Annotated in this window: 29 protein-coding genes; all 29 read left to right on the top strand. The window is 40.1% G+C overall.

The window, feature by feature from the left end:
• Positions 1-28 precede the first annotated feature (28 nt).
• The 29 genes from rplC (at position 29) to AB5Y61_RS03330 (ending at position 15,688) form a co-directional block, all read left to right on the top strand.
• A complete protein-coding gene (gene rplC, locus AB5Y61_RS03470; protein WP_003010846.1) occupies positions 29-655 on the top strand; it encodes a 50S ribosomal protein L3 in 627 nt (208 codons plus the stop codon).
• Between the two features lie 24 nt (positions 656-679).
• A complete protein-coding gene (rplD, locus tag AB5Y61_RS03465) occupies positions 680-1,303 on the top strand; it encodes a 50S ribosomal protein L4 (protein WP_003009591.1) in 624 nt (207 codons plus the stop codon).
• Positions 1,303-1,599 (top strand): 50S ribosomal protein L23, encoded by a 297-nt coding sequence (locus AB5Y61_RS03460; RefSeq protein ID WP_003009593.1) that lies wholly within the window; start codon positions 1,303-1,305, stop codon positions 1,597-1,599. The genes rplD and AB5Y61_RS03460 overlap by 1 nt, the downstream gene beginning before the upstream one ends.
• Positions 1,600-1,616: 17 nt before the next feature.
• Complete coding sequence (rplB, locus tag AB5Y61_RS03455; protein ID WP_000512900.1) at positions 1,617-2,450, top strand: 50S ribosomal protein L2; 834 nt, start codon at positions 1,617-1,619, stop codon at positions 2,448-2,450.
• A gap of 96 nt (positions 2,451-2,546) precedes the next feature.
• Positions 2,547-2,828 (top strand): 30S ribosomal protein S19, encoded by a 282-nt coding sequence (gene rpsS, locus AB5Y61_RS03450; protein WP_000533766.1) that lies wholly within the window; start codon positions 2,547-2,549, stop codon positions 2,826-2,828.
• Between the two features lie 11 nt (positions 2,829-2,839).
• Positions 2,840-3,184 (top strand): 50S ribosomal protein L22, encoded by a 345-nt coding sequence (gene rplV, locus AB5Y61_RS03445; RefSeq protein WP_000818139.1) that lies wholly within the window; start codon positions 2,840-2,842, stop codon positions 3,182-3,184.
• Between the two features lie 12 nt (positions 3,185-3,196).
• Complete coding sequence (gene rpsC, locus AB5Y61_RS03440) at positions 3,197-3,850, top strand: 30S ribosomal protein S3 (protein ID WP_003002336.1); 654 nt, start codon at positions 3,197-3,199, stop codon at positions 3,848-3,850.
• A 3-nt stretch (positions 3,851-3,853) separates the two neighbouring features.
• Positions 3,854-4,267, top strand: coding sequence for a 50S ribosomal protein L16 (gene rplP / locus AB5Y61_RS03435; protein WP_000960947.1), 414 nt, complete (start codon positions 3,854-3,856; stop codon positions 4,265-4,267).
• Between the two features lie 9 nt (positions 4,268-4,276).
• A complete protein-coding gene (rpmC, locus tag AB5Y61_RS03430) occupies positions 4,277-4,483 on the top strand; it encodes a 50S ribosomal protein L29 (protein ID WP_003002350.1) in 207 nt (68 codons plus the stop codon).
• Between the two features lie 23 nt (positions 4,484-4,506).
• Positions 4,507-4,767 (top strand): 30S ribosomal protein S17, encoded by a 261-nt coding sequence (gene rpsQ / locus AB5Y61_RS03425; protein ID WP_003009600.1) that lies wholly within the window; start codon positions 4,507-4,509, stop codon positions 4,765-4,767.
• 25 nt (positions 4,768-4,792) lie between these two features.
• Positions 4,793-5,161 (top strand): 50S ribosomal protein L14, encoded by a 369-nt coding sequence (gene rplN, locus AB5Y61_RS03420; RefSeq protein ID WP_003002384.1) that lies wholly within the window; start codon positions 4,793-4,795, stop codon positions 5,159-5,161.
• A gap of 74 nt (positions 5,162-5,235) precedes the next feature.
• On the top strand, positions 5,236-5,541 hold the full coding sequence (gene rplX / locus AB5Y61_RS03415; RefSeq protein WP_003002315.1) for a 50S ribosomal protein L24: 306 nt from the start codon (positions 5,236-5,238) through the stop codon (positions 5,539-5,541).
• 23 nt (positions 5,542-5,564) lie between these two features.
• Positions 5,565-6,107 (top strand): 50S ribosomal protein L5, encoded by a 543-nt coding sequence (rplE, locus tag AB5Y61_RS03410; protein WP_003009606.1) that lies wholly within the window; start codon positions 5,565-5,567, stop codon positions 6,105-6,107.
• A 17-nt stretch (positions 6,108-6,124) separates the two neighbouring features.
• On the top strand, positions 6,125-6,310 hold the full coding sequence (locus tag AB5Y61_RS03405) for a type Z 30S ribosomal protein S14 (RefSeq protein WP_001085699.1): 186 nt from the start codon (positions 6,125-6,127) through the stop codon (positions 6,308-6,310).
• Positions 6,311-6,593: 283 nt separating this feature from the next.
• The gene (gene rpsH / locus AB5Y61_RS03400; RefSeq protein ID WP_003010897.1) at positions 6,594-6,992 is read left to right on the top strand and encodes a 30S ribosomal protein S8; all 399 of its coding nucleotides are present in this window, start codon (positions 6,594-6,596) and stop codon (positions 6,990-6,992) included.
• A gap of 193 nt (positions 6,993-7,185) precedes the next feature.
• Entirely contained in the window at positions 7,186-7,722 is a 537-nt protein-coding gene (gene rplF, locus AB5Y61_RS03395; protein WP_000086640.1) for a 50S ribosomal protein L6, read from the top strand.
• An 83-nt stretch (positions 7,723-7,805) separates the two neighbouring features.
• A complete protein-coding gene (gene rplR, locus AB5Y61_RS03390; RefSeq protein ID WP_003010871.1) occupies positions 7,806-8,162 on the top strand; it encodes a 50S ribosomal protein L18 in 357 nt (118 codons plus the stop codon).
• A gap of 17 nt (positions 8,163-8,179) precedes the next feature.
• Positions 8,180-8,674: a 30S ribosomal protein S5 gene (gene rpsE / locus AB5Y61_RS03385; protein WP_006595182.1), complete on the top strand. Its 495-nt coding sequence runs from the start codon at positions 8,180-8,182 to the stop codon at positions 8,672-8,674.
• 14 nt (positions 8,675-8,688) lie between these two features.
• Complete coding sequence (rpmD, locus tag AB5Y61_RS03380) at positions 8,689-8,871, top strand: 50S ribosomal protein L30 (protein ID WP_002894509.1); 183 nt, start codon at positions 8,689-8,691, stop codon at positions 8,869-8,871.
• A 145-nt stretch (positions 8,872-9,016) separates the two neighbouring features.
• Positions 9,017-9,457 carry a 50S ribosomal protein L15 gene (rplO, locus tag AB5Y61_RS03375; protein WP_049483103.1) on the top strand — a complete coding sequence of 147 codons (441 nt, stop codon included), beginning with the start codon at positions 9,017-9,019 and terminating at the stop codon, positions 9,455-9,457.
• Between the two features lie 12 nt (positions 9,458-9,469).
• Positions 9,470-10,780 carry a preprotein translocase subunit SecY gene (gene secY, locus AB5Y61_RS03370; RefSeq protein ID WP_023920186.1) on the top strand — a complete coding sequence of 437 codons (1,311 nt, stop codon included), beginning with the start codon at positions 9,470-9,472 and terminating at the stop codon, positions 10,778-10,780.
• A gap of 96 nt (positions 10,781-10,876) precedes the next feature.
• Positions 10,877-11,515 (top strand): adenylate kinase, encoded by a 639-nt coding sequence (locus AB5Y61_RS03365; RefSeq protein WP_368403190.1) that lies wholly within the window; start codon positions 10,877-10,879, stop codon positions 11,513-11,515.
• 116 nt (positions 11,516-11,631) lie between these two features.
• On the top strand, positions 11,632-11,850 hold the full coding sequence (gene infA / locus AB5Y61_RS03360; protein WP_001029883.1) for a translation initiation factor IF-1: 219 nt from the start codon (positions 11,632-11,634) through the stop codon (positions 11,848-11,850).
• A 23-nt stretch (positions 11,851-11,873) separates the two neighbouring features.
• Positions 11,874-11,990 (top strand): 50S ribosomal protein L36, encoded by a 117-nt coding sequence (gene rpmJ, locus AB5Y61_RS03355; RefSeq protein WP_001808836.1) that lies wholly within the window; start codon positions 11,874-11,876, stop codon positions 11,988-11,990.
• Between the two features lie 17 nt (positions 11,991-12,007).
• Positions 12,008-12,373: a 30S ribosomal protein S13 gene (gene rpsM, locus AB5Y61_RS03350; protein WP_205011994.1), complete on the top strand. Its 366-nt coding sequence runs from the start codon at positions 12,008-12,010 to the stop codon at positions 12,371-12,373.
• Positions 12,374-12,391: 18 nt separating this feature from the next.
• Positions 12,392-12,775, top strand: coding sequence for a 30S ribosomal protein S11 (gene rpsK, locus AB5Y61_RS03345; RefSeq protein ID WP_001118385.1), 384 nt, complete (start codon positions 12,392-12,394; stop codon positions 12,773-12,775).
• 45 nt (positions 12,776-12,820) lie between these two features.
• Positions 12,821-13,759, top strand: coding sequence for a DNA-directed RNA polymerase subunit alpha (locus AB5Y61_RS03340; RefSeq protein WP_003009635.1), 939 nt, complete (start codon positions 12,821-12,823; stop codon positions 13,757-13,759).
• 11 nt (positions 13,760-13,770) lie between these two features.
• Positions 13,771-14,157 (top strand): 50S ribosomal protein L17, encoded by a 387-nt coding sequence (rplQ, locus tag AB5Y61_RS03335; protein ID WP_003002399.1) that lies wholly within the window; start codon positions 13,771-13,773, stop codon positions 14,155-14,157.
• A gap of 256 nt (positions 14,158-14,413) precedes the next feature.
• Positions 14,414-15,688: a glutamate-cysteine ligase family protein gene (locus tag AB5Y61_RS03330; RefSeq protein WP_368403189.1), complete on the top strand. Its 1,275-nt coding sequence runs from the start codon at positions 14,414-14,416 to the stop codon at positions 15,686-15,688.
• The last annotated feature ends 207 nt before the right edge of the window (positions 15,689-15,895 follow it).

The raw sequence follows: 15,895 nt of genomic DNA, 5'->3' as shown, positions 1-15,895 counted from the left end.
AAAACTATAGAAAAGGAACTATTTTCTCATGACAAAAGGAATCTTAGGGAAAAAAGTGGGAATGACTCAAATCTTCACTGAAGCTGGCGAATTGATCCCTGTAACAGTTATCGAAGCAACTCCAAACGTTGTTCTTCAAGTTAAAACTGTTGAAACAGATGGTTACAACGCTATCCAAGTTGGTTTCGATGACAAACGCGAAGTATTGAGCAACAAACCTGCTAAAGGACATGTAGCAAAAGCTAACACGGCTCCTAAGCGCTTCATTCGTGAATTCAAAAACGTTGAAGGCTTGGAAGTTGGTGCTGAAATCACAGTTGACACTTTCGAAGCTGGAGACATTGTTGATGTAACTGGTACTTCTAAAGGTAAAGGTTTCCAAGGTGTTATCAAACGCCACGGACAATCACGTGGACCTATGGCTCACGGTTCTCGTTACCACCGTCGTCCAGGTTCTATGGGACCTGTTGCGCCTAACCGCGTATTCAAAGGTAAAAACCTTGCAGGACGCATGGGTGGCGATCGCGTAACGATTCAAAACCTTGAAGTTGTACAAGTTGTTCCAGAAAAGAACGTTATCCTTATCAAAGGTAACGTACCAGGTGCTAAGAAATCTCTTATCACTATCAAGTCAGCAGTTAAAGCTGGTAAATAATAAGGAAAGGGGAATACAGTCAAAATGGCAAATGTAACATTATTCGACCAAACTGGTAAACAAGCGGGCGAAGTTGTTCTTAACGATGCGATCTTTGGTATCGAACCAAACCAAGCAGTTGTATTTGATGTGATCATCAGCCAACGTGCTAGCCTTCGTCAAGGAACTCACGCAGTTAAAAACCGCTCAGCCGTTTCAGGTGGCGGACGCAAACCATGGCGTCAAAAAGGAACTGGACGTGCTCGTCAAGGTTCTATCCGCTCTCCACAATGGCGTGGTGGTGGAATCGTCTTCGGACCAACTCCACGTAGCTATGCGTACAAACTTCCTCAAAAAGTTCGTCGCCTTGCACTTAAATCTGTTTACTCAGAAAAAGTTGCTGAAAACAAATTTGTAGCCGTTGATTCTCTTGAATTTACAGCTCCAAAAACTGCTGAATTTGCAAAAGTTCTTGCAGCTTTGAGCATCGATTCTAAAGTCCTTGTTATTCTTGAAGAAGGAAACGAATTCGCAGCTCTTTCAGCTCGTAACCTTCCAAACGTGAAAGTTGCGACTGCTACAACTGCAAGTGTTCTTGACATCGCAAATAGTGACAAACTTCTTGTTACTCAAGCAGCTATCTCTAAAATCGAGGAGGTTCTTGCATAATGAATTTGTATGATGTTATCAAAAAACCTGTTATCACTGAAAAGTCAATGGCTCAACTTGAAGCAGGCAAATATGTATTCGAAGTTGACACTCGCGCTCACAAACTTTTGATCAAACAAGCTGTTGAAGCTGCGTTTGAAGGTGTAAAAGTTGCGAATGTGAACACTGTAAACGTAAAACCTAAAGCAAAACGCGTTGGACGTTACACTGGTTTTACTTCAAAAACTAAAAAAGCTATCATCACGCTTGCAGCTGATTCTAAAGCAATCGAGTTGTTTGCTACTGAAGCTGAATAATCTAAGGAGGAAATATCGTGGGAATTCGTGTTTATAAACCAACAACAAACGGTCGCCGTAATATGACTTCTTTGGATTTCGCTGAAATCACAACAAACACACCTGAGAAAACTTTGCTTGTTTCTCTTAAAAACAAAGCAGGTCGTAACAACAACGGTCGTATCACTGTTCGTCACCAAGGTGGTGGACACAAACGTCATTACCGTTTGATCGATTTCAAACGTAACAAAGATGGAGTTGAAGCAGTCGTTAAAACGATCGAATACGATCCAAACCGCTCAGCTAACATCGCGCTTGTACACTACACTGACGGTGTGAAAGCTTACATCATTGCCCCTAAAGGTCTTGAAGTAGGTCAACGCATCGTATCAGGACCAGAAGCAGATATCAAAGTTGGAAATGCTCTTCCACTTGCTAACATCCCAGTTGGTACTTTGATCCACAACATCGAATTGAAACCTGGTAAAGGTGGAGAATTGGTACGTGCTGCTGGAGCTTCTGCTCAAGTATTGGGTTCTGAAGGTAAATATGTACTTGTTCGTCTTCAATCAGGCGAAGTTCGTATGATTCTTGGAACTTGCCGTGCTACAGTTGGTGTTGTCGGAAACGAACAACATGGACTTGTTAATCTTGGTAAAGCGGGACGTAACCGCTGGAAAGGTGTTCGCCCTACAGTTCGTGGTTCTGTAATGAACCCGAATGATCACCCACACGGTGGTGGTGAAGGTAAAGCACCAGTTGGACGTAAAGCGCCATCTACTCCTTGGGGTAAACCTGCGCTTGGTCTTAAAACTCGTAACAAGAAAGCGAAATCTGACAAACTTATCGTTCGTCGTCGCAACCAAAAATAATCATAAGCAACTAGCTTACACTTTCCGCCAGCTCGGTAGCGCTGCATAGCAGCGCAAGCCGCTGTGGTACTAAATTTTAAAGGAGAAAATTACAAAATGGGACGTAGTCTTAAAAAAGGACCTTTCGTCGATGAGCATTTGATGAAAAAAGTTGAAGCTCAAGCAAACGACGAAAAGAAAAAAGTAATTAAAACTTGGTCACGTCGTTCAACGATCTTCCCAAGTTTCATCGGATACACTATCGCAGTTTATGATGGGCGTAAACATGTACCTGTTTACATCCAAGAAGACATGGTAGGTCACAAGCTTGGTGAATTTGCACCAACTCGTACTTACAAAGGTCACGCGGCAGACGACAAGAAGACACGTAGAAAATAAGGAGAACATAAATGGCAGAAATTACTTCAGCTAAAGCAATGGCTCGTACAGTGCGTGTTTCACCTCGTAAATCACGTCTTGTTCTTGACAACATCCGTGGTAAAAGCGTAGCCGATGCCATCGCTATTTTGACATTCACACCAAACAAAGCTGCAGGGATCATCCTTAAAGTGTTGAACTCAGCAGTAGCAAACGCTGAAAACAACTTTGGTTTGGAAAAAGCTAACTTGGTAGTATCTGAAGCATTCGCAAACGAAGGACCAACAATGAAACGTTTCCGTCCACGTGCGAAAGGTTCAGCTTCACCAATCAACAAACGTACAGCTCACATCACAGTAGCTGTTGCAGAAAAATAAGGAGGTAAACTCGTGGGTCAAAAAGTACATCCAATTGGTATGCGTGTTGGTATCATCCGTGATTGGGATGCCAAATGGTATGCTGAAAAAGAATACGCGGATTACCTTCATGAAGATCTTGCAATCCGTAAATTCATTCAAAAAGAATTGGCTGACGCAGCCGTTTCAACTATTGAAATCGAACGCGCAGTAAACAAAGTTAACGTTTCTCTTCACACTGCTAAACCAGGTATGGTTATCGGTAAAGGTGGAGCAAACGTTGATGCACTTCGTGCAGCTCTTAACAAATTGACTGGTAAACAAGTACACATCAACATCATTGAGATCAAACGTCCTGACTTGGATGCTCACCTTGTTGGTGAAGGAATCGCTCGTCAATTGGAACAACGTGTTGCTTTCCGTCGTGCACAAAAACAAGCGATCCAACGTGCTATGCGTGCTGGAGCTAAAGGAATCAAAACTCAAGTATCAGGTCGTTTGAACGGTGCAGATATTGCCCGTGCAGAAGGATACTCTGAAGGAACTGTTCCACTTCACACACTTCGCGCTGATATCGATTACGCTTGGGAAGAAGCAGACACTACTTACGGTAAACTTGGTGTTAAAGTATGGATCTACCGTGGTGAAGTTCTTCCAGCTCGTAAAGACGCTAAAGGAGGTAAATAACCAATGTTAGTACCTAAACGTGTAAAACACCGTCGCGAATTCCGTGGTAAAATGCGCGGTGAAGCAAAAGGTGGAAAAGAAGTAGCATTCGGTGAATACGGTCTTCAAGCTACAACTAGCCACTGGATCACAAACCGTCAAATCGAAGCTGCTCGTATCGCCATGACTCGTTACATGAAACGTGGTGGTAAAGTTTGGATTAAGATTTTCCCACACAAATCATACACCGCTAAAGCTATCGGGGTACGTATGGGATCTGGTAAAGGGGCTCCTGAAGGTTGGGTAGCACCAGTTAAACGTGGTAAAGTGATGTTCGAAATCGCTGGTGTATCTGAAGAGATCGCACGCGAAGCACTTCGTCTTGCTAGCCACAAATTGCCAGTTAAAACTAAATTTGTGAAACGTGAAGCAGAATAAGGAGAGGTCATGAAACTTACAGAAGTAAAAGAATTTGTTAAAGAACTTCGTGGTCTTTCTCAAGAAGAACTCGCGAAGCGTGAAAATGAATTGAAGAAAGAATTGTTTGAACTTCGTTTCCAAGCAGCTGCTGGTCAATTGGAACAAACTGGACGTTTGAAAGAAGTGAAAAAACAAATCGCTCGTATCAAAACTGTTCAATCAGAAGCTAAATAATAGACTAGGGAAGGAGAATTTCAATGGAACGCAATAATCGTAAAGTTCTTGTTGGACGCGTTGTGTCTGACAAAATGGACAAAACAATCACAGTTGTAGTTGAAACTAAACGTAACCACCCAGTCTATGGTAAACGTATCAACTATTCTAAAAAATACAAAGCTCATGATGAAAACAATGTTGCTAAAGAAGGCGATATCGTTCGTATCATGGAAACTCGTCCGCTTTCAGCTACAAAACGCTTCCGTCTTGTAGAAGTCGTTGAAAAAGCGGTCATCATCTAATCATACCTGAAAGGAGAAAACGTAAATGATTCAAACAGAAACTCGTTTGAAAGTCGCTGACAACAGTGGCGCACGCGAAATCTTGACAATCAAAGTTCTTGGTGGTTCAAAACGTAAATTCGCGAGCATCGGTGATGTAATCGTTGCATCTGTAAAACAAGCTACTCCTGGTGGTGCGGTTAAGAAAGGTGACGTTGTAAAAGCTGTTATCGTTCGTACTAAATCAGGTGCTCGTCGTAAAGATGGTTCATACATCAAGTTCGACGAAAATGCAGCAGTGATCATCCGTGATGACAAAACTCCTCGCGGAACTCGTATCTTTGGCCCAGTTGCACGTGAATTGCGTGACGGTGGTTTCATGAAGATCGTATCACTTGCTCCAGAAGTACTTTAATCAATAAAAAAACAAACACAGTCCCCTGGCTCAGCCAGGGTGCCCGTCGGGCGTAAGAATAAAAGGAGAATAAAATGTTTGTAAAAAAAGGCGACAAAGTTCGCGTTATCGCTGGTAAAGACAAAGGCGTAGAAGCTGTTGTTCTTACTGCTCTTCCAAAAGTAAATAAAGTTGTTGTAGAAGGTGTAAACATCATCAAGAAACACCAACGTCCAAATAACGAAAACCCTCAAGGTGCAATCGTTGAAAAAGAAGCTCCAATCCATGCTTCTAACGTTCAAGTTTTGGACAAAAACGGTGTTGCTGGACGTGTTGGCTACAAATTTGTAGACGGCAAAAAAGTTCGCTACAACAAAAAATCAGGCGAAGTGCTTGACTAATCACGAAGGAAAGGAGAAGTATAATGGCTAATCGTTTAAAAGAAAAATACCTTAATGAAGTAGTACCATCATTGACTGAACAGTTCAACTATTCATCAGTTATGGCTGTGCCAAAAGTTGATAAAATCGTTTTGAACATGGGTGTTGGTGATGCAGTATCAAATGCTAAAAACCTTGAAAAAGCTGCTGAAGAGCTTGCTTTGATCTCAGGTCAAAAACCATTGATCACTAAGGCTAAAAAATCAATCGCCGGCTTCCGTCTTCGTGAAGGTGTTGCGATCGGTGCAAAAGTTACCCTTCGTGGTGAACGTATGTACGAATTCTTAGATAAATTGGTAACAGTTTCACTTCCACGTGTACGTGACTTCCATGGTGTTCCAACAAAATCATTTGATGGACGCGGAAACTACACACTTGGTGTGAAAGAACAATTGATCTTCCCAGAAATCAACTTTGATGATGTTGATAAAACTCGTGGTTTGGATATCGTAATCGTAACTACAGCGAACACAGACGAAGAATCACGTGCATTGCTTACTGGCCTCGGTATGCCGTTTGCAAAATAATATAGGAGGTAAAACTAATGGCTAAAAAATCTATGATTGCTAAGAACAAACGCCCAGCGAAGTTCTCTACTCAAGCATACACTCGCTGTGAACGTTGTGGACGTCCACACTCAGTTTACCGCAAGTTTAAACTTTGCCGTGTTTGCTTCCGTGAATTGGCATACAAAGGTCAAATCCCAGGTGTCACAAAAGCATCTTGGTAATTTAAGATATCAAGGGCGTTAAAACTCCAAGTGAAAATAGGAAACTTGACGAAGAAACTTTAGTTTCTAGGAAAGTTTATCTTTTTCACACAGAGTTTAGCCCGGGTTCAGTTGGGCTTGCCAATTTGAACACGAGCTACAGCTTTGGCAAAAAAGACCAATTTTCTTTGGAGCATCGCTCCTGCATCAAATTGCCTATTTTTGCTCTCGCTGTTACGCTCACTGTATCATGTATTAACTAGCAAGTGCAACTTGCAAACTACTAGTAAGAGGAGAAATTATAATGGTTATGACTGACCCAATCGCAGACTTCCTTACACGTATTCGTAACGCTAACCAAGCAAAACACGAAGTACTTGAAGTACCTGCATCAAACATCAAAAAAGGGATTGCTGAAATCCTTAAACGCGAAGGTTTTGTAAAAAACGTTGAATTCATCGAAGATGACAAACAAGGCATCATCCGTGTATTCTTGAAATACGGACAAAACGGTGAAAAAGTTATCACAAACTTGAAACGTGTATCTAAACCAGGTTTGCGTGTTTACAAAAAACGTGAAGATCTTCCAAAAGTTCTTAACGGACTTGGAATTGCTATCCTTTCAACTTCTGAAGGTTTGCTTACTGATAAAGAAGCACGCCAAAAGAATGTTGGTGGGGAAGTTATCGCTTACGTTTGGTAAAATCAAGATACAAAGCTCGTAAAGAACAAAGCAAAATAAGGAAGTTGGAGCAGTTTGTTGACAAACAAGCCAACTTATCTATTTTGCACAGTTCTTAGAGCGTGTTCAGTTCAGCTCTTGAACTAAATAAGTATCTTAAACCCCGTGAAAACTGGCCTTTATGGCCTGACAATTTAACAGGAGAATAGAAAACATGTCACGTATTGGTAATAAAGTTATCGTGTTGCCTGCTGGTGTTGAACTCACTAACAATGACAACGTCGTAACTGTAAAAGGACCTAAAGGAGAACTTACTCGTGAGTTCTCAAAAGATATTGAAATCCGTGTGGAAGGAACTGAAGTTACTCTTCACCGTCCAAACGATTCAAAAGAAATGAAAACTATCCACGGAACTACTCGTGCCCTTTTGAACAACATGGTTGTTGGTGTATCAGAAGGATTCAAGAAAGAACTTGAAATGCGCGGGGTTGGTTACCGTGCACAACTTCAAGGATCAAAACTTGTTTTGGCTGTTGGTAAATCTCATCCAGACGAAGTTGAAGCTCCAGAAGGAATTACTTTTGAGCTTCCAAACCCAACAACAATTGTTGTTAGCGGAATTTCAAAAGAAGTAGTTGGTCAAACAGCTGCTTACGTACGTAGCCTTCGTTCACCAGAACCTTACAAAGGTAAAGGGATCCGTTACGTTGGTGAATTCGTTCGCCGTAAAGAAGGTAAAACAGGTAAATAATGTGGTTTGGTTGTTTTTCAACCAATCTTCATCTTACCAACTCAGTGCTTAGCACATGATTTTAAAATTAAGAGGTGAAAATTGTGATTTCGAAACCAGATAAAAATAAAATCCGTCAAAAACGCCACCGTCGCGTTCGCGGAAAACTCTCTGGAACTGCTGATCGCCCACGTTTGAACGTATTCCGTTCTAATACAGGCATCTACGCTCAAGTAATTGATGACGTAGCGGGTGTAACGCTCGCAAGCGCTTCAACTCTTGACAAAGAAGTTTCAAAAGGAACTAAAACTGAACAAGCCGTTGTTGTCGGCAAACTTGTTGCTGAACGTGCAGTTGCTAAAGGTATTTCTGAAGTGGTGTTCGACCGCGGTGGATATCTATATCACGGACGTGTTAAAGCTTTGGCTGATGCAGCTCGTGAAAACGGATTGAAATTCTAATAGGAGGACACTAGAAAATGGCATTTAAAGACAATGCAGTTGAACTTGAAGAACGTGTAGTTGCCATCAACCGTGTTACAAAAGTTGTTAAAGGTGGACGTCGTCTTCGCTTTGCAGCTCTTGTAGTTGTTGGTGACCGTAACGGACGTGTTGGTTTTGGTACAGGTAAAGCTCAAGAAGTACCAGAAGCAATCCGTAAAGCAGTAGAAGATGCTAAGAAAAACTTGATTGAAGTTCCTATGGTTGGAACAACAATTCCTCACGAAGTAACATCAGTATTTGGTGGAGCTCGTGTATTGTTGAAACCAGCTATCGAAGGGGCTGGGGTTGCTGCAGGTGGTGCAGTTCGTGCCGTTGTCGAATTGGCAGGTATTGCAGATGTAACATCTAAATCACTTGGATCAAACACTCCAATCAACATTGTTCGTGCAACAGTGGAAGGTTTAGCTCAATTGAAACGCGCTGAAGAAGTTGCTGCCCTTCGTGGTATTTCAGTTTCTGACTTGGCTTAAGAAAGGAGATTCAAATGGCTCAAATTAAAATCACTTTGACTAAGTCTCCAATCGGACGCATCCCGTCACAACGTAAAACTGTTGTAGCACTTGGACTTGGCAAATTAAACAGCTCTGTTATTAAAGAAGATAACCCAGCAGTACGTGGTATGATCACTGCAGTATCTCACTTGGTAACAGTTGAAGAAGTAAAATAATCTATTTTGAAATAGAACAAGGTTTTCAGGGGTATGAGAAGTTTCTCATCCCCTAAAACTAAATATAAGTATAGGCGAGTTTGTAGTCGGGACACCTTTTCCCGATTACATGCGTTAGCAATTTACAAAAGAGGAGAAAATAATAATGAAACTTCATGAATTACAACCTGCTACAGGTTCACGTAAAGTCCGCAACCGTGTTGGTCGCGGTACTTCATCTGGTAATGGTAAAACTTCTGGCCGTGGTCAAAAAGGTCAAAAAGCTCGTAGCGGTGGCGGTGTACGTCTTGGTTTTGAAGGGGGACAAACTCCATTGTTCCGTCGTCTTCCAAAACGTGGATTTACAAACATCAACGCTAAAGAATATGCTATTGTAAATCTTGATCAATTGAACGCCTTTGATGATGGTGCCGAAGTAACTCCAGTAGTACTTGTTGAATCAGGAATTGTAAAATCTGAAAAATCAGGAATCAAAATTCTTGGTAATGGAGAATTGACTAAGAAGTTGACTGTCAAAGCAGCTAAGTTCTCTAAATCAGCTGAAGAAGCTATCACTGCTAAAGGTGGTTCAGTTGAAGTCATCTAAGTGAGGTGACCTATGTTTTTTAAATTATTAAAAGATGCATTTAAGGTAAAACAAGTTCGATCGAAGATTTTATTTACCATCTTTATCATTCTTGTTTTCCGCATTGGAACCACGATTACAGTACCTGGTGTAAATGCGAAAATTCTGAACAACCTTCAAGATGTGTCCTTCTTGAACATGCTCAGTTTAGTATCTGGGAATGCTATGAGGAACTTCTCAGTTTTCGCATTAGGGGTTAGCCCATACATCACAGCTTCGATCGTCGTGCAACTTTTGCAAATGGATCTGTTACCTAAGTTTGTTGAATGGGGCAAACAAGGAGAGGTCGGTCGAAGAAAGCTCAACCAAGCAACACGCTATATTTCTTTGGTTCTAGCTTTTGTTCAATCCATTGGGATTACAGCGACTTTCCACACCTTGTCTCAGGCAAAATTAGTTGCAACTCCTAATACCAAGACCTATCTGTTAATCGGTGCAATTCTGACGACCGGTTCCATGATTGTGACTTGGCTTGGAGAACAAATCACAGATAAAGGATACGGAAATGGTGTTTCAATGATTATCTTTGCGGGAATTGTGTCATCAATTCCAGAGATGATTAAAGAAATCTATGAAAATGCATTTGTGAACGTACGTTCTGGTCAAATGACTAATTCCCTTATTTTTGTTGGGGTATTAATCCTTGCTGTCTTGGTTATTGTTTACTTTACAACCTTTGTAGAGCAAGCACAATACAAGATTCCAATCCAATATACTAAGATTGCTCAAGGAGCTCCATCAAGTTCTTACCTTCCTTTAAAAGTGAACCCAGCAGGAGTTATTCCTGTCATCTTCGCTAGTTCGATTACAGCAGCCCCTGCTGCCATTTTCCAAGTAATTAGCGCTATGGGTTACAATGCAGGATGGGTGAAAACAGCCCAAGCCATGTTGGCTACAAACACACCAACTGGTGTCGCTATGTATGCCTTGCTGATCATTCTCTTCACGTTCTTCTACACGTTTGTTCAGATCAATCCTGAAAAAACAGCAGAAAACCTTCAAAAGAGTGGTGCCTATATCCCAGGTGTTCGCCCTGGTAAGGGAACAGAAGAGTTTATGTCTCGTTTGCTACGTCGTTTAGCAAGCGTCGGATCAGTATTCCTTGGCTTTATTACCATCATTCCAATCTTAGCCCGAGATTTATTTGGTTTGACAGATGCAGTTGCTCTTGGAGGAACTAGTTTGTTAATCATTATTTCAACAGGTATTGAAGGAATGAAACAATTAGAAGGCTACTTATTAAAACGTAAGTATGTCGGATTTATGGACACAACAACAGAATAGAATAAGGTTGACTTTGTCAGCCTTCTATTTTGTTTTTAAATGGAAATAGGAATTCGCTCCTGCTTCCATTTAAAAACAAAATAAGGAGGATTCATCATGAATCTTTTAATTATGGGGTTGCCTGGAGCAGGTAAAGGAACTCAAGCAGCTAAAATCGTTGAAGAGTTTCACGTGGCGCACATCTCAACTGGAGATATGTTCCGCGCAGCAATGGCTAACCAAACTGAAATGGGTGTATTGGCAAAATCATTCATCGACAAAGGTGAATTGGTGCCAGATGATGTGACAAACGGGATTGTAAAAGAACGTTTGGCTCAAGACGACATTAAGGAAAAAGGATTCCTCTTAGATGGTTTCCCTCGTACGATTGAACAAGCACATGCTTTGGATCAAATCTTGGTCGACCTTGGTCTTGAACTTGAGGGAGTGATCAACATCGAAGTAGATCCATCTTGCCTACTTGAACGCTTGAGTGGACGTATCATTCACCGTGAAACAGGTGAAACCTACCATAAAGTATTCAATCCACCAGCTGATTACAAAGAAGAAGACTATTACCAACGTGAGGACGATAAACCAGAAACGGTTAAACGTCGCTTGGATGTGAATATTGCTCAAGGTGAGCCGATTCTTGCTCATTATCGTGCAAAAGGATTGGTCCATGATATTGAAGGAAATCAAGATATCAACGACGTCTTTAAAGATATCCAAAAAGTCTTAGAGAATTTAAAATAAAAACGTTTTAGTCACTTGCAATATTTGACAACAAGTGATACAATTAGTTAGTCTGACTTATAATTGTTACCTCTGTGCTCAGAGGAATGAATCGAAATTTATGGAGGTACTTTTGCGTGGCAAAAGACGATGTGATTGAAGTAGAAGGCAAAGTAGTCGATACGATGCCGAATGCTATGTTTACGGTTGAACTTGAAAATGGACATCAGATTTTAGCAACAGTTTCTGGTAAAATTCGTAAAAACTATATTCGTATTTTAGCGGGAGATCGTGTTACAGTGGAGATGAGTCCGTACGATTTGACACGTGGACGTATCACATACCGCTTTAAATAGTCGAAAAACTTGGAGGGATAAAAATGAAAGTAAGACCATCGGTCAAACCAATTTGCGAATACTGTAAAGTAATTCGTCGTAATGGTCGTGTTATGGTAATTTGCCCAGCAAATCCAAAACACAAACAACGTCAAGGATAAGATAGAAAGGAGAAAACATGGCTCGTATTGCTGGAGTTGACATTCCAAATGACAAACGTGTAGTAATTTCATTGACTTATGTGTATGGTATCGGACTTCCAACATCTAAGAAAATCCTTGCTGCTGCAGGAATTTCTGAAGATATTCGTGTTCGTGATCTTACACCAGATCAAGAAGATGCTATCCGTCGTGAAGTTGACGCAATCAAAGTTGAAGGTGACCTTCGTCGTGAAGTAAACTTAAACATCAAACGCTTGATGGAAATCGGTTCATACCGTGGTATCCGTCACCGTCGTGGACTTCCAGTTCGTGGACAAAACACTAAAAACAATGCTCGCACTCGTAAAGGTAAAGCGGTTGCGATTGCAGGTAAGAAAAAATAAAATAAGGAGGTAAAAATCTTGGCTAAACCAACACGTAAACGTCGTGTGAAAAAGAATATCGAATCTGGTATTGCTCATATTCACGCTACTTTTAACAACACAATTGTTATGATTACTGATGTGCATGGTAACGCAATCGCTTGGTCATCTGCAGGTGCTCTTGGTTTCAAAGGTTCTCGTAAATCTACACCATTTGCTGCTCAAATGGCATCAGAAGCTGCTGCTAAATCTGCTCAAGAACATGGACTTAAATCTGTTGAAGTAACTGTTAAAGGTCCTGGTTCAGGTCGTGAGTCTGCTATTCGTGCACTTGCTGCTGCTGGTCTTGAAGTAACTGCAATCCGCGATGTAACTCCTGTACCACACAATGGTGCTCGTCCTCCAAAACGTCGCCGTGTATAATCATCAACAATTACACAGCTTTTCGTTTAAGAGGGAGTATAGCAAATGATTGAGTTTGAAAAACCAAATATAACAAAAATTGATGAAAACAAAGATTATGGCGTATTTGTCGTAGAACCACTTGAACGTGGCTATGGTACAACGCTTGGAAACTCACTTCGTCGTGTACTTCTAGCTTCACTTCCAGGTGCAGCTGTCACTTCAATCAACATTGAAGGTGTACTCCACGAATTTGATACTGTTCCAGGAGTCCGCGAAGACGTTATGCAAATTATTCTTAACGTTAAAGGAATCGCCGTTAAATCTTACGTCCAAGACGAAAAGATTATTGAACTTGATGTAGAAGGACCTGCAGAAGTAACTGCTGGAGACATTCTTACGGATAGTGACATCGAAATTGTAAACCCTGATCATTATCTATTTACAATCGGAGAAGGAGCATCTTTGAAAGCAACGCTTACTGTAAACAGTGGACGTGGCTATGTTCCAGCTGATCAAAACAAAAAAGATGATGCACCAGTGGGAACACTTGCTGTAGATTCAATCTATACGCCAGTGACAAAAGTCAATTACCAAGTTGAACCAGCACGCGTTGGTAGCAACGATGGATTTGACAAGCTAACCCTTGAAATTTTAACAAATGGGACAATTATTCCAGAAGATGCCTTAGGTTTATCTGCTCGAATTTTGACAGAACACCTAAATCTATTCACAAACTTAACTGAAATTGCAATTGCGACAGATGTTATGAAGGAAGTAGATACAACTTCTGATGATCGCATTTTAGAACGTACGATCGAAGAATTAGATCTTTCAGTTCGTTCATATAACTGTTTGAAACGCGCTGGCATTAATACTGTTTATGATTTGACTGAAAAATCAGAAGCAGAAATGATGAAAGTTCGTAACTTAGGACGTAAGAGTCTTGAAGAAGTTAAAATCAAGCTTGCCGACTTAGGCCTTGGGTTAAAAAACGATAAATAGAGGAGGAATACATGGCTTACCGTAAACTAGGACGCACTAGCTCACAACGTAAAGCAATGCTTCGCGATTTGACTACAGATCTTATCATCAATGAAGCAATTGTTACAACTGAAGCACGTGCGAAAGAAATCCGTAAATCAGTTGAAAAAATGATTACTTTGGGTAAACGTGGTGATTTGCATGCACGTCGTCAAGCTGCTGCATTCGTACGTAACGAAGTTGCATCACAAAACTTTGATGAAGAAACAGGTAAATACTCAGAAACAACAGCACTTCAAAAATTGTTCTCTGAATTGGCACCTCGTTATGCTGAGCGCAATGGTGGATATACTCGTATCCTTAAAACTGAACCACGTCGTGGTGATGCTGCGCCAATGGCTATCATCGAATTGGTATAATATCATCAATTTTGTTGAGTGTTATGATGATGGAATACATTGTTATTCTTAGTCTAGCTCTGGTCTACCGCTGGGGATTATCCCCAGCGGGAACACTCATCATATTGGATGAATGGTAGACGCTTGTTTACGAAATTGCTTTAACTTAAAACAATTTCGTAAGCAGGCGTTTTGTCTTTACTTATCTTGGCTAGTCGAGTATGGCAAAAAATGATATAATAGAACCCATATCTCCAATAGAAGAAAAAAGGATTCAATGACAAAACAACAAGCAATTCAATTACTTAAAGAGAAGTATTTAAGCAACATGAAACAGGATTCTGAGCTCTTTGTCGGAATTGAGCTAGAGTATCCGATTGTTGAAATATACGGGAATAAAACAAATACAGAGGTAACAAAAGATCTTTTTCGGACCTTAGCAAAGCGATCGGATTTTGAAGTTGAAAAAATAGATGATGACAATAATCCTATCCAATTAATACAGCGAAATACGAAAGATCGTATTCTATTTGAATTAAGTTATAATACAATCGAATTTGCGTTTGAAAGGGCTCATTCTATAAATGAGGTTTCTGAACGGTTTGAAGAATATTTAAAGGTAATTCAACCAATTTTACAAGAGCAAGGTCATGAAATTCAAGGCCACGGTATCCATCCCCAGTGGAAACATAATGATAATCGCCCAGTAAAAAATGAGAGATACAAGATGTTAATGGCTTTTCTTGCAATGAAAGATACAGGAATGCAAACACACTCATTTCCTACTTATGGTGCTTTTATATGTGGAAACCAAGTTCAGTTGGACGTAAAGCGTGATAATTATATCCGAATTATCAATGCATTTAATAAAATCGAAGCAGTCAAAGCTTATTTATTTTCAAATTCCGAATTCTCAGGAGCTGCATGGGATACAAAAGTTTCCAGAGATATTTTTTGGGAAAAATCTTTACATGGTTATTTTAAGGAAAATGTAGGTATCTATCCAAAGGAATACAAAAGTGAAGAAGAATTTTTTAATAATCTTGTTAAAACGGCTATATTTACAGCAACTAGAGAGGGTAAATCCTATTATTTCAAACCAATTCGAGTGAAGGATTATCTCGAACAAAAAGAAATTAAGGCCTATTCAGCTGATGGGAATGAAAAAAATATTAAACCTATGAAAGAGGATTTAAAACAACATCGAAGTTACCAATTTCAAGATCTAACTGCCCGTGGAACGGTAGAATTAAGAAGTGTTTGTACCCAATCGTTAGAAACAACCTTTGCACCGATAGCATTTGAGCTAGGATTATTTGTTCAGTTAGAAAAACTAGAAAACTATTTAAAGAGTTGTACTTTTTTTGAAAAAGAAAAACCAGACTATCGAGAACTTAGAAAAAAATACTCAAAGAAAGTCCTTAGTAATGAAGAAAAAGAAATCATCCAATCAATTTCAAGAGATCTTATAGATATAGCAAGAAAAGGATTAATTAAAAGAAACTTCGGGGAAGAAAAATTCCTAGTCATTAACAAAGAATTAGACTTATAGAAAAGCCTATATCAAGGGCTTTTCTATTGAATTCCCAAAAAAACTTTTAAAAAAATAAAAAAAATTAAAAAAAGTATTGACAGCAAGATCAGGTCATGATATACTAATATAGTTGTCGCGAGAGAGCGAAAAAGACCTTTGAAAACTGAACAAGACGAACCAATGTGCAGGGCGCTATAACGAAAGTTATAGTAACTGAACAATAAA

The sequence above is a fragment of the Streptococcus parasanguinis genome, from assembly GCF_040908565.1.
Classification (GTDB): Bacteria; Bacillota; Bacilli; order Lactobacillales; family Streptococcaceae; genus Streptococcus; species Streptococcus parasanguinis_AC.
This window is presented reverse-complemented; position numbering and strand designations above follow the sequence as displayed.

Bases quoted from the DNA above. Each gene is read 5' to 3' on its own strand.
- rplC (WP_003010846.1), top strand. From the start codon at position 29: ATGACAAAAGGAATCTTAGGGAAAAAAGTGGGAATGACTCAAATCTTC.
- rplP (WP_000960947.1), top strand. From the start codon at position 3,854: ATGTTAGTACCTAAACGTGTAAAACACCGTCGCGAATTCCGTGGTAAA.
- rpmD (WP_002894509.1), top strand. From the start codon at position 8,689: ATGGCTCAAATTAAAATCACTTTGACTAAGTCTCCAATCGGACGCATC.
- rplV (WP_000818139.1), top strand. From the start codon at position 2,840: ATGGCAGAAATTACTTCAGCTAAAGCAATGGCTCGTACAGTGCGTGTT.
- AB5Y61_RS03365 (WP_368403190.1), top strand. From the start codon at position 10,877: ATGAATCTTTTAATTATGGGGTTGCCTGGAGCAGGTAAAGGAACTCAA.
- rplN (WP_003002384.1), top strand. From the start codon at position 4,793: ATGATTCAAACAGAAACTCGTTTGAAAGTCGCTGACAACAGTGGCGCA.
- rplD (WP_003009591.1), top strand. From the start codon at position 680: ATGGCAAATGTAACATTATTCGACCAAACTGGTAAACAAGCGGGCGAA.
- secY (WP_023920186.1), top strand. From the start codon at position 9,470: ATGTTTTTTAAATTATTAAAAGATGCATTTAAGGTAAAACAAGTTCGA.
- rpsM (WP_205011994.1), top strand. From the start codon at position 12,008: ATGGCTCGTATTGCTGGAGTTGACATTCCAAATGACAAACGTGTAGTA.
- rplE (WP_003009606.1), top strand. From the start codon at position 5,565: ATGGCTAATCGTTTAAAAGAAAAATACCTTAATGAAGTAGTACCATCA.
- rplX (WP_003002315.1), top strand. From the start codon at position 5,236: ATGTTTGTAAAAAAAGGCGACAAAGTTCGCGTTATCGCTGGTAAAGAC.
- AB5Y61_RS03405 (WP_001085699.1), top strand. From the start codon at position 6,125: ATGGCTAAAAAATCTATGATTGCTAAGAACAAACGCCCAGCGAAGTTC.
- rpmC (WP_003002350.1), top strand. From the start codon at position 4,277: ATGAAACTTACAGAAGTAAAAGAATTTGTTAAAGAACTTCGTGGTCTT.
- rpsH (WP_003010897.1), top strand. From the start codon at position 6,594: ATGGTTATGACTGACCCAATCGCAGACTTCCTTACACGTATTCGTAAC.
- AB5Y61_RS03340 (WP_003009635.1), top strand. From the start codon at position 12,821: ATGATTGAGTTTGAAAAACCAAATATAACAAAAATTGATGAAAACAAA.
- rpsQ (WP_003009600.1), top strand. From the start codon at position 4,507: ATGGAACGCAATAATCGTAAAGTTCTTGTTGGACGCGTTGTGTCTGAC.
- rplF (WP_000086640.1), top strand. From the start codon at position 7,186: ATGTCACGTATTGGTAATAAAGTTATCGTGTTGCCTGCTGGTGTTGAA.
- rpsE (WP_006595182.1), top strand. From the start codon at position 8,180: ATGGCATTTAAAGACAATGCAGTTGAACTTGAAGAACGTGTAGTTGCC.
- AB5Y61_RS03460 (WP_003009593.1), top strand. From the start codon at position 1,303: ATGAATTTGTATGATGTTATCAAAAAACCTGTTATCACTGAAAAGTCA.
- rplO (WP_049483103.1), top strand. From the start codon at position 9,017: ATGAAACTTCATGAATTACAACCTGCTACAGGTTCACGTAAAGTCCGC.
- rplQ (WP_003002399.1), top strand. From the start codon at position 13,771: ATGGCTTACCGTAAACTAGGACGCACTAGCTCACAACGTAAAGCAATG.
- AB5Y61_RS03330 (WP_368403189.1), top strand. From the start codon at position 14,414: ATGACAAAACAACAAGCAATTCAATTACTTAAAGAGAAGTATTTAAGC.
- rpsS (WP_000533766.1), top strand. From the start codon at position 2,547: ATGGGACGTAGTCTTAAAAAAGGACCTTTCGTCGATGAGCATTTGATG.
- rpmJ (WP_001808836.1), top strand. From the start codon at position 11,874: ATGAAAGTAAGACCATCGGTCAAACCAATTTGCGAATACTGTAAAGTA.